Source organism: Kribbella sp. NPDC002412, assembly GCF_053592935.1.
In genome coordinates this window covers 24,694-39,216 of sequence record NZ_JBSFBL010000064.1, presented here as the reverse complement: position 1 = coordinate 39,216, position 14,523 = coordinate 24,694, and the positions used below count along the sequence as shown (strand labels likewise).

The following is a 14,523-nucleotide window of genomic DNA, read 5'->3' as shown; positions in this document are numbered from 1 at the left end:
CGGCCGGGAGGAGCTGTCGCCGTACAGCGACCTCGACGTGATGCTCGTGCACGCCGAGGGGTACCCACGGGTGGACGAGCTGGCCGCACAGATCTGGTACCCGCTGTGGGACTCGCGGACGAAGCTGGACCACAGCGTCCGGACCGTCGGCGAGGCACGCAAGGCGGCTGCCGACGACATCCGGGTAGCCCTCGGCCTGCTGGACGCGCGGCACGTCGCGGGGGACTCACACCTCACACTGCAGCTGCGGTCCGTGCTGATGGCGGACTGGCGCCGTACGGCGAAGGAACGGCTGCCGGCGTTGGCCGAGGCCTGCAAGGAACGCGCGTCGACGGTCGGAGAGCTCGCGCACCTCGCTGAGCCCGACCTCAAGGAGGCGTACGGCGGTCTGCGGGATGCCGTCGTACTGCGTGGCCTGGTGGCGTCGTGGCTGGTCGACGTACCGCATCCGGTGGTGGAGCGGGCGCGACTGGACCTACTGAACATCCGGGACGAGCTGCACACGGTTGCAGGGCGTTCCACCGACCGGCTGGTCGCGGACGTTGCCGGTGAGGTCGCGGCTGGGCTGGGTATGACCGGCGGCCGGGACGAGCTGCTGCGGCACGTGTACTCGACCGGCCGGACGCTCGCCCACGTCTGCGACGTGTCCTGGCGACGGATCGAGAGCCTGATGACCCGGCCGCCTCGGTCCCGGCGTCGTCAGCGCACCGGGGGACCGTTGCTGCTGGCACTCGACGAGGGAGTTGGCCAGCACGAGGGCGAAGTCGTACTGATGCCGGACGCTCGGCCCGAGCGCGACGCAGTACTGGGGCTGCGCGCTGCTGCTGTGGCCGCTGACCGAGAGCTGGTGCTCTCACCTGCTGTCTGTGCACGGCTGGCCAATCGTGGTCTGGCGTTGCCGGAGCCGTGGCCCGGTGAGGCGCGGCGACTGCTGTGTGCCCTGCTGGGTGCGGGCAGCGGTCTGCTCGAGGTGTGGGAGGCGCTGGACCAGGCCGGCTACGTCTCGCGGATCCTGCCCGAGTGGGATGCGGTTCGGTTCCGGCCGCCGCAGTCGGCCATCCACCGGTTCACCGTCGACCGGCACCTGCTGGAGACGTGTGTCGAGGCCGCCAAGATGGTCCGCGACGTACGGCGGCCCGACCTGCTGCTCGTGTCCGCGCTGCTGCACGACCTCGGCAAGGCGGTTGAGGGCGACCACAGCGTCACGGGTGCGGCGATCGCTGCGACTGTGGCCCGCCGGCTCGGTTTCGACAAGGCGGACGCGGACACGATCACGCTGCTCGTCCGGCAGCACCTGATGCTCGCGCAGGTCGCCACCCGGCGGGACCTCGACGACCCGATGACCGTGGAGCTGGTGGCCGGGATCGTCCGCACCACAGAGACGCTGGACCTGCTGGAAGCCCTCACGTACGCCGACGCGCGGGCTGCCGGTCCTGCGGCCGCGTCACCTTGGCGGATGCGGCTGGTCGGTGAGCTGTGCCGCCGTGTGCGCGGTGAGCTGTCCGGCGGCGGCGAAGGCATGTGGACCGAGGCTCCGCCGATCCCGGTGCCCACACTGCACCAGGTCGTCGGTGTGGGGCGGCTTGGCGTCACCATGTCCGAGCATCTCGGTGACATGCGGGTCAATGTCGCCGTACCCGATCAAGTGGGCACGTTGTCGACTGTTGCGGCGGTGCTGGCCGTCGAGCGGCTCGCCGTACGGTCTGCCGTCATCACGTCTGTCGAGGGCCTGGGCATCTCGCAGTGGACCGTGGCCGGCTCGCCACCGGACCCTGTGCGGTTGCGTGACCGCCTCGCGGTGGCCCTGCGCGACCCCACCGACCTCGTACGGCGCTTGGCCGCGCGGGACTCGTCTGCGCTCAAGGCACGGGTCGCCAGCCGGGTGGATCTGTTGCCTGGTGCATCGGAGACGGCCACCGTGCTGCAGGTGCGCGCACACGACCGCCCGGGCCTGCTGTACGACGTGACCTCGGCCATCGCGTCCACTGGCGCTGACATCCGCTCGGCGCACGTGAGCACGCTCGGCGCCGAGTGTGTGGACGTCTTCTACCTCACCGACAGCCACGGCTCGCCGCTGGACGAGGAAGACGCGCGCACGACGGCAAAGACGGTTCTGGATCGCCTGACCTTCTAGTGTCTGCTGTGTGCACGTTGTAGAGACGCTTCAGCGTCAAGCAGTCGCCTGCGAGGAACTCGGCTCCCCGATGTACGCCGAGCTGTGCCGGCTCATCGTGGACGACTACGAGGTCGGTGGCGTGTCCACCGGCGTACTGGCCGGCTACGAGGACCGTCCGTTCGGCGACGCGATCGCCCTGCGGTTGCTGGGCTCGGTGCACCGGCTGGTGCTGGCGGGGGAGCTGCCGGAGCTCGCTGCGTTCTACCCGAGCGTGGGCGGGACATGGGACCCGGTGCTCGGCTGGGAGGCGTTCGAGCAGGTGCTGCAGTCCCGGTCGGCCGAGCTGCGGTCGCTGCTGACCCAGCCGCCGCAGACGAACGAGGTGGGCCGGGCCGCCGCGCTGTACGGCGGCCTGCTGCAACTCGTCGAGGACGTGCCGCTGCCGGTGCGGCTGTTCGAGATCGGCGCCAGCGGCGGACTCAACCTGCGGGCGGACCAGTTCCGGTACAACCTGGCGGACGGGACCGGATTCGGGCCGGCCGAGAGCCCAGTGGTGTTCGACGAGGCGTGGTCGGGCCGGGCGCTGAAGCCGATGCCGCTCCGGATCGCCGAGCGCGTCGGCAGCGACATCGCGCCGGTGAACCCGTTGACGGAGGACGGTGCCCGCACGCTGACGTCGTACGTCTGGCCGGACATGCCGGTGCGGCTGGGCCGGCTGCGTGGCGCGTTGGAGATCGCCCGCCGGGTGCCGGCCGACGTACACCGGGAGGACGCGGTCTCGTTCGTGCGTGGGCTGGAGCTGTCGAGCGGCCACGTGACTGTGCTGTGGCACTCGATCATGTGGCAGTACCTGACCCGCTCCGACCGTGCTGCGGTCGAGTCACGGCTGGCGGAGCTCGGAGCGCAGGCCGACGAGGCGTCCCCGCTGGCGCGGCTGCGTCTCGAGCCGCTGCAGCGGAAGCCGGACGGCGCCTTCGAGTTCCTGGTCGAGCTGCAGCTGTGGCCGGGCGGCGTACGGCGGATCCTCGGCCGGGCCGACCCCCACGGCCAAGGCCTGGTCTGGGAGCCTCCCTTCGAGGTCAGGTGAGGGCCGCCACCAGGGTGTCGGCCAGGGCGGCCGCGTAGCCGCCGTCCGGGTCCAGGTCCGGGTCGAAGATGCCGATGTCGATCCCCACGCACTTCGGTGCCGAGAGCAACGGCCGGAGCAGCTCGACGAGCTGGGCGTGGTCGATCCCGCCCGGGTCCGGGCTGTCCACCGCCGGCATGATCGCCGCGTCCAGGATGTCGACGTCGAGGTGCACCCAGAACCCGTCGAGGTCCTGCAGGTGCTCGAGGACGCCGGTCGCCGCCTTGCCCGGGTCCTCGGCGATCGTGAGGGCCGGCCAGACCGGGATCCCGGCCGCGCGCACGTCGTCGACGTACTCGTCGTCCGCCCGGATCCCGAGCAGCACCGCATCGGTGTCCCGCGTGTACGGCGCCAGTCCTTCGAGGTCGGTCAGATCGGCCTGGCCGCGGCCGGTGGTCAGCGCGAGCGCCTCGCCGCCGGCGGCTCCGACGTACGGGGAGTTGTCGACCGTCCGGAAGTCCGAATGGCCGTCGAGGTAGACGACGCCGTACCTGCCACGCCGCTTCAGCGCCAGCGCCGGCCCAAGCAGGATGCTGCACTCACCACCGAGCAGCACCACGAACCGGTCCTCGTCGAACAGCTTCGTCAGCCGATCCGCCAACTTGACCGTGTACGACGCCATCGCAGCCGCGTTGAACACCCCGTCACCCGGCTTCCAGCCCGCCCGGTCGTACCGCGGCGGCGTCACGTATCCCGCGTCGACAGCCCCGATCCGCTCCACGAACCCCTGATCCCGAACCGCCCCCGCCAGCTTGTAACACCCCGGCACCACCCCCACCGCCGGCGGCCGCAACCCCAGATTGGACGGCCCGTCCACCACGACCCGGCTCCGGCTCACACCTGCCCCCTAACCATTGGATCATCATCTACCGGTTAGATCGTGAAGGTCCGGCGGACACCCTGTCAATCACCGTCGGTAGACTCGGTGAGGTTGTACCTGGGTTGTCTCTGGAGAAACGGACTGTTTCGTGTTCGATACGCTTTCCGATCGGTTGTCGGCCACCTTCAAGAACCTGCGCGGTAAGGGCAAGCTGACCGATGCGGATATCGACGCGACCGCGCGGGAGATCCGGATCGCGCTGCTGGAGGCGGATGTCGCGCTGCCGGTGGTGAAGGATTTCATCGCCGCGGTCCGGGAGCGGGCCAGCGGGGCCGAGGTGCGCGGCGGGCTGAACCCGGCGCAGCAGGTGATCAAGATCGTCAACGAGGAACTGGTCACGATCCTCGGCGGCGAGACCCGCGAGCTGCGGATGGCCAAGCGCCCGCCGACGGTGATCATGCTCGCCGGTCTGCAGGGCGCCGGTAAGACCACCCTGGCCGGGAAGCTGGCCAAGTGGCTGAAGGAGACCAGGCACCAGACGCCGATGCTGGTCGCGGCCGACCTGCAGCGGCCGAACGCCGTGACCCAGCTCCAGGTGGTCGGTGAGCGGGCCGGGGTGCCGGTGTTCGCGCCCGAGCCCGGCAACGGCGTCGGCGACCCGGTGGACGTCGCCCGGAAGGCGATGGACGAGGCGCGCACCAAGCAGCACAGCGTGGTGATCGTCGACACGGCCGGCCGGCTGGGTGTCGACGAGGAGCTGATGAAGCAGGCCGCCGACATCCGCGACGCGGTCACGCCGGACGAGATCCTGTTCGTGGTCGACGCGATGATCGGCCAGGACGCGGTCACCACCGCCCAGGCCTTCCTGGACGGGGTCGGCTTCGACGGCGTCGTGCTGTCCAAGCTGGACGGCGACGCCCGCGGTGGCGCCGCGCTGTCGATCGCGCAGGTCACCGGCCGCCAGGTGATGTTCGCCTCGAACGGCGAGAAGCTCGAGGACTTCGACGTCTTCCACCCCGAGCGGATGGCGTCGCGCATCCTCGGCATGGGCGACATCATGACCCTGATCGAGAAGGCCGAGCAGTCCTTCGACGCCGAGCAGGCCGCCAAGACCGCCGCCAAGCTGCAGAAGAAGGGCGGCAAGGACTTCACCCTGGACGACTTCCTCGCCCAGATGCAGTCGGTCCGCAAGATGGGCCCGCTGACCAAGATCTTCGGCATGCTGCCCGGCGCGGCGCAGTTCAAGGACCAGTTGGAGAACTTCGACGAGCGCGAGATCGACCGGATCGAGGCGGTCATCCACTCGATGACGCCGGCCGAGCGGTCCGACCCGAACATCATCAACGGCTCCCGCCGGGCCCGGATCGCGAAGGGCTCCGGCACCGAGGTGTCCACCGTCAGCGGGCTGGTCGAGCGGTTCTTCGAGGCTCGCAAGATGATGAACGCGATGGCGACCGGCAAGGGCCTGCCGGGGATGCCGGGCATGCCCGGGATGCCGGGGATGGCCGGTGGCGGTGGCGGCGGCGCCCGGAAGGCCAAGCAGCAGGCCAAGAAGGGCAAGAAGCGCGGCTCCGGGAACCCGGCCAAGCGCGCCAACCAGGGCAACCAGCAGCCGTCCGCCCCGCAGCCGGGCCAGCTCCCGGCGGCGTTCGGCGGCGGCCAGAACGGTGGCGACTTCGAGCTGCCGGACGACCTGAAGAAGATGCTCGGCGGCGGCCAGTAGGTGAATCTTGTCCACCGTTCACCCGTCGCGCCGGTGGACGGTGACGGCCTACGGTGGGTGATGTACGGCGCCGGCCCGATGGGCACTCGGTCACTGCGTGAAGTGGCGCACCGTTACCGGTTGTCCACGACCCTGTGACGGCTAAGATCGTGCCTACGCCCGATGCACCACGTACTGCGAAGACGTCGAAGGACGGTCGGATGAGGCAGCAGTTCAAGAACCTGGACACGTGGCGGGGCAAGCTGACCGCCACCTGGGTCATCTTGGCTCCGCCCACCGCCATGGTCGCCGTGTTCGTGGCCGGCGGCGTCACCTCGAACACGTTCATCGTCGACGCGCATGCGCTGGCCCAGCCCCGCCAGGACGCCCAGTTCGACGAGCTGGCGAACACTCTGCCGACCCAGCCGGGCGCCGACGGCAGCCTGCCGACCCAGGCGAAGTCGCAGATCCAGGTTCCGGTGACCGGCGCGGTCGACGGCCCGGTGCAGCCGATCCAGGGCATCACCGGCAACCCGTCCGGCATCCCGGGCACGGTCCTGGCGGCGTACCAGAAGGCGGCCAACGAGCTGGCCGTGGCGATGCCGGGCTGCAAGCTCACCTGGCCGCTGCTGGCCGGCATCGGGAAGGTCGAGTCCGCGCACGCCAGCGGCGGGCGCGTCGAGCCGAACGGGAACACCCGCGGCAAGATCCTCGGCCCGGTCCTCGACGGCGGCCCCGGCATGGCCGCGATCACCGACACCGACCAGGGCCAGTACGACGGCAACACCTCGTGGGACCGCGCGGTCGGGCCGATGCAGTTCATCCCGGGCACCTGGAAGGCGTTCGGCGCGGACGGCAACGGCGACGGGGTCAAGGACCCGCACAACGTGTTCGACGCGGCCCGGGCAGCCGGCGACTACCTGTGCTCGGGCGGGGCGAACCTGTCCGACCCGCAGGGCCTGGTGCAGGCGGTGCTGCGCTACAACCACTCGATGGACTACGTGTCCACCGTGCTGCGCTGGATGCAGTCCTACGCGAACCAGACGGTGACCATCCCGGACACCGAGGGTGTGATCGACCCGCCGGCCAACGACAACGGCAACGTGGACACCTCGAACGACCCGACCCGGACCGAGACGACCACCACGCCGCCGACCACCCCGACTCCCTCGGTCATCCCGACGACGACCCAGCCGAGCACGCCGGTCCCGACCACGCCGAGGCCGACCACCAAGCCGCCGACGACGACGAAGCCGCCGATGACGGCCACCCCGAAGCCGACGCCCACGCCGACGAAGACCCCGGGCACGCCGTCGCAGACGCCGACGACCACGAGCCCGACGCCCACTCCGACGCCGACCCCCACACCGACGCCGACCCCCACGCCGACCCCCACGCCGACGCCGACGCCCACTCCGGACCCGACCTGCACGCCGACGCCGACCGCGACGCCGACGGCCACCCCGACCCCGACGCCGGAGCCGTGCGCCACGAACCCGCAGGGCGAGCCGACGTCCGAGTCCACCCCGCAGCAGGCCCCGCAGCCCGGTAGCTGATCAGGGGTTTGAACCCGGGGTAACCGGGGAGATTACCTGCGGTCCCACGCCCGTCCAGGCCCCGATGTCACGCTCGGCGCAGCCCGTCGTGGTGTCCGTTTTCGGGGGTGTTGGCGGGTCAGGTAACTTTGCGTCGACTTGATGTAACTTTCTGGCGTATGGATCGTTGAGGGGACTATGCGCCTAACCCGTAGTGGTAACCGTCGGGTCAAAATCATCATCGCCTCACTGTGCACAGCCCCGCTCCTGGTCGGGGCCATCGTGACAGTCGCCTCGGGCGGGGCCGGTGCCTCCGGCCAGCTTGCGGCGGACAGCCCGGTCGCCCCATCGCCGGGAGCCGGACTGAACAGCGGTGAGTTCGACGAACTGACGATGATCGTCCCGCAGCGTCCCGGAGTGGACGGCCGGCTCGGTTCCGACCAGCCTGCCCGCGCCGACGTGCCCGTGCAGGGTGCGACCGACGGCCGGTCCGTGGTCCGGCCGGGACGGCCCGATGCCGTCAACGGCATCCCGCGCGGGGTGTTCCCCGCCTACCGCCGCGCCACCGCGAACCTCGCCGTGGTCCGGCCGAACTGTGGGCTCACCTGGCCGTTGCTGGCCGGGATCGGCAAGGTCGAGTCCGACCACGCCAGCGGCGGCCGGGTCGACGTGGCCGGCACCACCCGCGGCAAGATCCTCGGCCCGCTGCTGAACGGGCGCCGGGGCAACGGCCGGATCACCGACACCGACAAGGGCCGGTACGACGGCGACCTGACCTGGGACCGGGCGGTCGGCCCGATGCAGATCATCCCCCAGGTGTGGACCGACTTCGGCGCCGACGGCAACGGTGACGGCTTCCGCAACCCGAACAACGTGTACGACGCGGTCACCACGGTCGCGGTGTACCTGTGCTCGGAGGGCGACGACCTGAAGCGGCCGCGGGACCTGGTCTCGGCCCTGCTGCGCTACCAGCACTCCAAGGACTTCGTCGCCACGGTGCTGAAGTGGATGCGCGTCTACAGCAAGAACGCGGTGCTGATCCCGAACGAGAAGGGCAGCCTGTCGGTGCCGAAGGCGACCGGCAACGCCGAGCGCAAGGTGGACCCGCGCGAGGTGCCGGACGTTCCGGACGACTCCAAGCCGTCCACGAGCACGTCCGCGACGCCGACGACGAAGCCGACCGCGCCGTCCACGACCGACGAGCCCTCGGTGCCGGACCCGGCGGACACGCCGACCAAGGAGCCGACGCACAAGCCGACCAAGCCGACGACGAAGCCGACGCCGACCCCGACGCCGACTCCCACACCGACCCCGACGCCGACGCCGACACCCACCCCGACGCCGACGCCGACCCCGACGGACACGCCGACCGGCTCGCCGTGCTCGTCGACCGACCCGACCACGCCGACCTGCACCCCGGGCGGCGGCTCGCACGGCTGACGCCGGGCCGGTTAACGTCGCGGTATGACGGAAACCGCCGTACTCAGGCTCGTCGGCACGGTGTTGCCGGCCGGCGAGCAGCAGGAGATCCACCTCAGCGGTGGGCTGGTCGTGGACCGGCCCACCGCTGCCGATGTCAGCACCGTGCACACCGGCGGCTGGATCGTGCCCGGTCTGGTCGACGCGCACTGCCACATCGGGCTGGACCAGCGCGGCGCCGTCGGCCGGGAGACGCAGGAGGAGCAGGCGATCGCCGACCGGGCGGCCGGTGCGCTGCTGGTCCGGGACGCGGGGTCGGCCGCGGACACCCGGTGGATCGACGACCGCGAGGACCTGCCGAAGATCATCCGGGCCGGCCGGCACATCGCCCGGTCGAAGCGGTACATCCGCAACTACGGCTGGGAGATCGAGCCGGACGAACTGGTCGCGTACGTCGAGCAGGAGGCGCGGCGTGGTGACGGCTGGGTCAAGCTGGTCGGCGACTGGATCGACCGCGACGCCGGCGACCTGACGCCGTGCTGGCCCGCCGAGGCGCTGAACGCGGCCATCGCCCGCGCCCACGAGCTCGGGGCCCGGGTCACGGCGCACGTCTTCGGCGAGCACTGCCTGCCGGACCTGCTTGCCGCCGGCATCGACTGCCTCGAGCACGGCACCGGCCTGCTCCCGGACATGCTCGACGCGATGGCCGAGCGCGGAGTGGCGGTCGTCCCGACCCTGATCCAGCTCGAGAACTTCCCGGAGTACGCCGACCAGGCCGCCGCGAAGTTCCCGGTGTACTCGGCCCATATGCGCGACCTGTACGAGCGCCGCCTGGTCCGGCTCCGGGACGCTGTCGAGGCCGGCGTACCGGTGTATGCCGGGACCGACGCGGGTGGTGTGCTCGGGCACGGGCTGGTGGCGCAGGAGATCCAGGCGCTGACGTCGATCGGCATGTCGGGGGAGCAGGCGCTGGCGGCCGGGTCGTGGGCGGCCCGCGAGTGGCTGGGGGCTCCGAGCAACCTTCAGCCGGGCGATCCGGCCGACCTGGTGGTGTACGACGAGGATCCGCGGGCGAACCCCGCCGTACTGAGCCACCCGCGGCTGATCGTGTTGCGTGGCAGGGTGGTGACTTGACCGCAAAATGTTTCCCGAACCACTGGTCGGGGCGGAAGATCTTGGCCTAGCGTGAACTTCCGGGACCGCCGACGCCCCTCGGCGGACCGAATCAGGAAGGAACCGCCATGGGTCCGACATTTCTTCCTCTGGCCGCCCGAGTACCCGTGTCCAGACTCTCCGCACTTTTCGCCACCGCGGCCGCCGGCGCGCTGGCCCTGGGTGCCCTGCCGAGCAACGCCGCCGAACCGGTCGAACCGGTCAAGAGTGAGCTCGCCGCCGCGTTCGAGACCGCAGCAGCCAAGTACGACGTACCCCGAGAGGTGCTGGTCGGCGTCGGGTACGCCGAGTCGCACCTCGACGGGCACAACGGCCTGCCCAGCCAGGCGAACGGGTACGGCGTGATGCACCTGGTCAGCAACAACAAGAACCCGACGATGTCAGAGGCGAGCAAGCTCACCGGCCTGCCGGTCGAGAAGCTGGCGAAGGACACCGCGTCCAACATCCTCGGCGCCGCCGCGGTCCTCGACTCGTACGCCGACGCCGCCGGCCTGGCCGACCGGTCGAACCTCGGCAAGTGGTACGAGGTGGTCGCGAAGTACTCGCACTCCGCCGACGGCCCGACCGCGCGGCTCTACACCGACGAGGTCTACAAGATCATCGGCCAGGGCGTGCACGCCGCCGGCGTCAGCACCGCGCCGAAGGCCGTCACGCCGGACCGGGGCGCCTACGCGAAGGTCGCCCCGCTCGGCACCCGGACACCGGCGTCGGTCGCGGCCGCCGACTACCCGGGCGCGATCTGGAACCCGGCCAGCACCAGCAACTACCGGGTCGGCCGGACCGCGGCGATCTCGACGATCGTCATCCACGTGACCCAGGGCTCGTACGCCGGCACGATCAGCTGGTTCAAGAACCCGTCGTCGCAGGTGAGCGCGCACTACGTGGTCCGGTCCAGCGACGGTCAGATCACCCAGATGGTGGCCGAGAAGGACACCGCCTGGCACGTCCGCAGCGCGAACCCGTACACGATCGGGATCGAGCACGAGGGCTGGGTGGACCAGCCGTCCTGGTTCACCGACGCGATGTACCGGGCGTCGGCCGCGCTGACGAAGAACATCGCGGACCGACGCGGCATCCCGAAGGACCGGGCGCACATCAAGGGCCACAACGAGATCCCCGGCAACGACCACACCGACCCAGGTCCGCACTGGAACTGGAACTACTACATGCAGCTGGTGAACGACGGCAACCCGCCGCAGTACAACTTCAGCACCTACGGCACGGGAGTCCGGGTCCGCTCGGCGCCGAGCCTGTCCGCGTCCATCGTCACCACGCTGCCCGGCCCGACCCAGGTCTTCGTCGAGTGCCAGGTCAAGGGCGACCCGGTCACCGCCGAGGGCACCACCAACGACTGGTGGGCCAAGCTGCGCGACCAGGGCGGCTACATGACCAACATCTATATCGACCATCCCGACCCGAAGCTGCCCGGCGTCCCCGAGTGCTGATGACCCCGCTGACACCCGGGTAAAGGTAGAGCCTGCTGTACCGACCCAGGCCGGGAGGTGCCGGAGGATTGAGGCATGTTGACCACGATCCTGTCGCGCGGCCTCCCGGCCTGTGGGTACCTGGCGATCCGCTACCTCCGGGCGGTCGTGCTGCTGGCGGCGGTGCCGATCAGTCTGTTGTTGGCCTGGGTCATCCCGGGCGCCACCGCCGGGCTGGTCCGGCTGGCCAACAGTGAGCGGTACCGGGCGACGAAGTACCTCGGTCTGCCGCAGGATCCGCCGCTGCCGCCGGCCGCGCCACGGCAGCCGGGTGACGTCGTCACGCTGTTCCGGGACAAGTCGTTCACCCGCAGCCTGCGGCTGCTGCTCGGGCCGCTCGTGATGATCCCCGAGCTGCTCATCGCGGTGATCGCGGTGATCGGAGCGCCCGCGGCGATCCTCAGCATGCTGCTGTGGAAGCTTGACCCAGGCAACTTCAGCCTGATGGGCCTGAACGTCGACAGCTGGTTCGAAGCGCTGACGCTAGGTCCGCTCCAGGTCCTGGTGAGCCTAGGTTTCCTGGGCTGGGTTGCCCCAGCCGTGGCCGGCGGGCACGCTCGCGCCGTACGGCGTCTCCTCGCACCGAGCGAGGCCGAACTGGAGACGGCCAGGCTGGCTCAGCGCGTGGACGAACTCACCAGGAGCCGCGCAGGCGCAGTGGACTCGCACGGAGCCGAGCTGCGACGCATCGAGCGCGACCTGCACGACGGTACGCAGGCACAGCTGGTGTCACTGGCCATGCGCATCGGCGTAGCCAAGCAGATGATGGCCGACGACCCCGAGAAGGCCGCCAAGCTGCTCGACGACGCCCGTGACGGCGCGGAGCAGGCCATGAACGAGCTACGCGGCGTACTGCGCACCATGTACCCGCCGATCCTGGCCGACCGCGGCCTGGCCGGAGCCGTGTCCGCACTGTGCGCCCGCTGCCCACTGCCCGTGGACCTCAGGCTGGGCGAGCTCGGCGACGTGCCGGCCGCGGTGGAGGCGGCTGCCTACTTCGTCGTCGCCGAGTCGCTCACCAACGTCACCAAGCACTCCGCCGCCGGGCATGTCGACGTACTGATGGAACGGCGTGGACCGGACCTCTACCTGGCGATCACGGACGACGGGATCGGCGGTGCGCGGATCAGCGAGCAGGCCGACCTGCTGGGCCGGGGGAGCGGGCTGCATGGCATGCTCCACCGCGTGGAGGCGATCGACGGACGGCTGGAGCTGCAGAGCCCGATCGGCGGTCCGACCACGGTCGAGGTGGTGCTCCCGTGCGGGTCGTGATCCTGGAGGACAACCCGATCCTGGCCGAGGGCCTCGGTCTGCTGCTCGGCAACTCCGGCTTCGAGGTGGCCGCCGTGGCCCGGGACGCGGACGAGTTCGCCAAGGTGATGGCCGACGACGCCCCCGACATCGCGATCGTCGACGTACGGCTGCCGCCCACCTTCACCGACGAGGGCCTGCGCGCGGCCATCGAGGCCCGCCGGATCCGCCCGGGTCTCCCGGTCCTGGTCTTCTCGCAGTACGTCGAGGAGGTGTACGCCGCCGAGCTCCTGGCCGCCGGGAGCGAAGGCGTCGGCTACCTGCTCAAGGACCGGGTCTCCCGCGTGGACGAGTTCCTGGAAGCGGTACGGCGAGTGGCCGCCGGAGGCACCGTGCTCGACCCGGAAGTGGTCAGCCAGCTGATGGTGAAGCGCAGCAGCCCGCTGGACCGGCTGACCCCGCGGGAGCGTGAGGTGCTCGCGCTGATGGCGGAGGGGCTGGGCAACACCGCGATCGCGGAGAAGCTGGTCATCTCCGAGGGCGCGGTGCACAAACACGTCGGCAACGTCTTCCTCAAACTCGACCTGCCCCCGACCGACTCCGGGCACCGCCGCGTCCTCGCCGTCCTCGCGCATCTCGGCCTCTGACCCTTGACGAGCTGTGCTCAGTAGGACACTCTCAGGTGCGAGAGCGCTCTCACGCACCGATCCGCCCCTAGGTGAGGAGAGTCCGGATGAAGGTCCTACTAGCTGCCGTGCTCGCGGTGAGCGCGGTGACTGTGCCCAGCCAAGCGGTCGCGGCCGAGCCGCTCGCAGTGCCCGGGCAGGCCGCGGCCATGCAACGAGACTTCGGTCTGACCGAAGCGCAGGTCCGGCAGCGCCTCGCGGCCGAGACGTCGGCCGCCAAGCTGTTGCCTGCGGCCCAGAAAGCCGCCGGCGCCCACTTCGGCGGCGCCTGGTACGACGCGAGCACGCAGAAGCTCGTGATCGGTCTCAGCCGGCCGGATCACGCGGCTGCCGTGCAAGCCACGGGTGCCGCGACGACCGCCGTACCGGTGACTGCTGCTGCGCTCGACAAGCGGAAGGCTCTGGTCGACAGGCTGGCCGGTAAGGCTGTGCCTGATGCGGTGAGTGGATGGGCCGCTGACCCACGCAGCGGCAGTGTCGTCATCAACGTGCAGGCGGGCAAGCGTTCCCAGGCTGTCGACGCGTTCGTGGCCAGGGTCGCGAAGGCCGGTGCGGTGACGGTCCGCGAGGTGGCCGCCCAGGCGCCGCGGACGTACGCGGCCGGCACGGTCGGCGGCGACCCGTACTACGTCAGCAACATCCGCTGCTCGATCGGGTTCTCCGTGCACGGCGGCTTCGTCACCGCCGGCCACTGCGGTCGCGGCGGCACGGTCCGCGGCTGGGACGGCTCGGACATCGGCAGCTTCCGCGGCTGGTCGTTCCCGGACAACGACTACGGCTGGGTCTCGGTCGGCAACGGCTGGTGGACCGTGCCGGTGGTGCTCGGCTGGGGACAGACGAGCGACAAGCTGGTCCGTGGCTCCTGGGAGGCGCCGATCGGCTCGTCGGTGTGCCGGAGCGGGTCGACCACCCATTGGCACTGCGGGCAGATCCTGGCGAAGAACGAGACGGTGAACTACGGCAACGGCCAGCTGTTCCACGGCGCGACGAAGACCAGTGTGTGCGCCGAGGGCGGTGACTCCGGTGGCTCGTACATCACCGGCGACCAGGCCCAGGGCGTGACGTCCGGTGGCTGGGGCAACTGCAGCAGCGGCGGCGAGACCTGGTTCCAGCCGGTCAACGAGATCCTCTCGGCCTACGGCCTCACCCTGCACACCGCCTGACAACGCACAAGGTCCCGGATCCCCGTGGCGGGGATCCGGGACCTCGCG

11 protein-coding genes are annotated in these 14,523 nt (G+C 70.6%); 10 read left to right on the top strand and 1 reads right to left on the bottom strand.

Translation table 11 applies throughout. The features are described 5' to 3' along the window. Both ACWCOV_RS35580 and ACWCOV_RS35575 read left to right on the top strand, forming a co-directional pair. Window positions 1-2,134 (top strand): [protein-PII] uridylyltransferase (locus ACWCOV_RS35580; RefSeq protein WP_449833759.1); only part of this gene is annotated, 2,134 nt, incomplete at its 5' end. Between the two features lie 10 nt (window positions 2,135-2,144). Then, on the top strand, window positions 2,145-3,203 hold the full coding sequence (locus ACWCOV_RS35575) for a DUF2332 domain-containing protein (RefSeq protein ID WP_449833758.1): 1,059 nt from the start codon (window positions 2,145-2,147) through the stop codon (window positions 3,201-3,203). Here ACWCOV_RS35575 and ACWCOV_RS35570 read toward each other — a convergent pair. Next, on the bottom strand, window positions 3,196-4,080 hold the full coding sequence (locus tag ACWCOV_RS35570; protein WP_449833757.1) for an arginase family protein: 885 nt from the start codon (window positions 4,078-4,080) through the stop codon (window positions 3,196-3,198). The genes ACWCOV_RS35575 and ACWCOV_RS35570 overlap by 8 nt on opposite strands. Window positions 4,081-4,210: 130 nt before the next feature. Here ACWCOV_RS35570 and ffh point away from each other — a divergent pair, with 130 nt between their 5' ends. The 8 genes from ffh to ACWCOV_RS35530 all read left to right on the top strand — a co-directional run bounded on the left by ffh (window position 4,211) and on the right by ACWCOV_RS35530 (window position 14,475). After that, entirely contained in the window at window positions 4,211-5,785 is a 1,575-nt protein-coding gene (gene ffh / locus ACWCOV_RS35565) for a signal recognition particle protein (RefSeq protein ID WP_449833756.1), read from the top strand. 200 nt (window positions 5,786-5,985) lie between these two features. Beyond that, complete coding sequence (locus ACWCOV_RS35560; RefSeq protein WP_449833755.1) at window positions 5,986-7,320, top strand: lytic transglycosylase domain-containing protein; 1,335 nt, start codon at window positions 5,986-5,988, stop codon at window positions 7,318-7,320. A gap of 261 nt (window positions 7,321-7,581) precedes the next feature. After that, the gene (locus tag ACWCOV_RS35555; protein WP_449833754.1) at window positions 7,582-8,739 is read left to right on the top strand and encodes a lytic transglycosylase domain-containing protein; all 1,158 of its coding nucleotides are present in this window, start codon (window positions 7,582-7,584) and stop codon (window positions 8,737-8,739) included. Between the two features lie 24 nt (window positions 8,740-8,763). Next, window positions 8,764-9,852 carry an amidohydrolase family protein gene (locus tag ACWCOV_RS35550; RefSeq protein ID WP_449833753.1) on the top strand — a complete coding sequence of 363 codons (1,089 nt, stop codon included), beginning with the start codon at window positions 8,764-8,766 and terminating at the stop codon, window positions 9,850-9,852. Window positions 9,853-9,998: 146 nt separating this feature from the next. Further along, entirely contained in the window at window positions 9,999-11,336 is a 1,338-nt protein-coding gene (locus tag ACWCOV_RS35545; RefSeq protein ID WP_449833752.1) for an N-acetylmuramoyl-L-alanine amidase, read from the top strand. A 75-nt stretch (window positions 11,337-11,411) separates the two neighbouring features. Continuing rightward, a complete protein-coding gene (locus ACWCOV_RS35540) occupies window positions 11,412-12,647 on the top strand; it encodes a sensor histidine kinase (protein WP_449833751.1) in 1,236 nt (411 codons plus the stop codon). Then, on the top strand, window positions 12,635-13,273 hold the full coding sequence (locus ACWCOV_RS35535; protein WP_396358510.1) for a LuxR C-terminal-related transcriptional regulator: 639 nt from the start codon (window positions 12,635-12,637) through the stop codon (window positions 13,271-13,273). The genes ACWCOV_RS35540 and ACWCOV_RS35535 overlap by 13 nt, the downstream gene beginning before the upstream one ends. 86 nt (window positions 13,274-13,359) lie before the next feature. Further along, a complete protein-coding gene (locus ACWCOV_RS35530) occupies window positions 13,360-14,475 on the top strand; it encodes a S1 family peptidase (protein ID WP_449833750.1) in 1,116 nt (371 codons plus the stop codon). Window positions 14,476-14,523 lie beyond the last annotated feature (48 nt).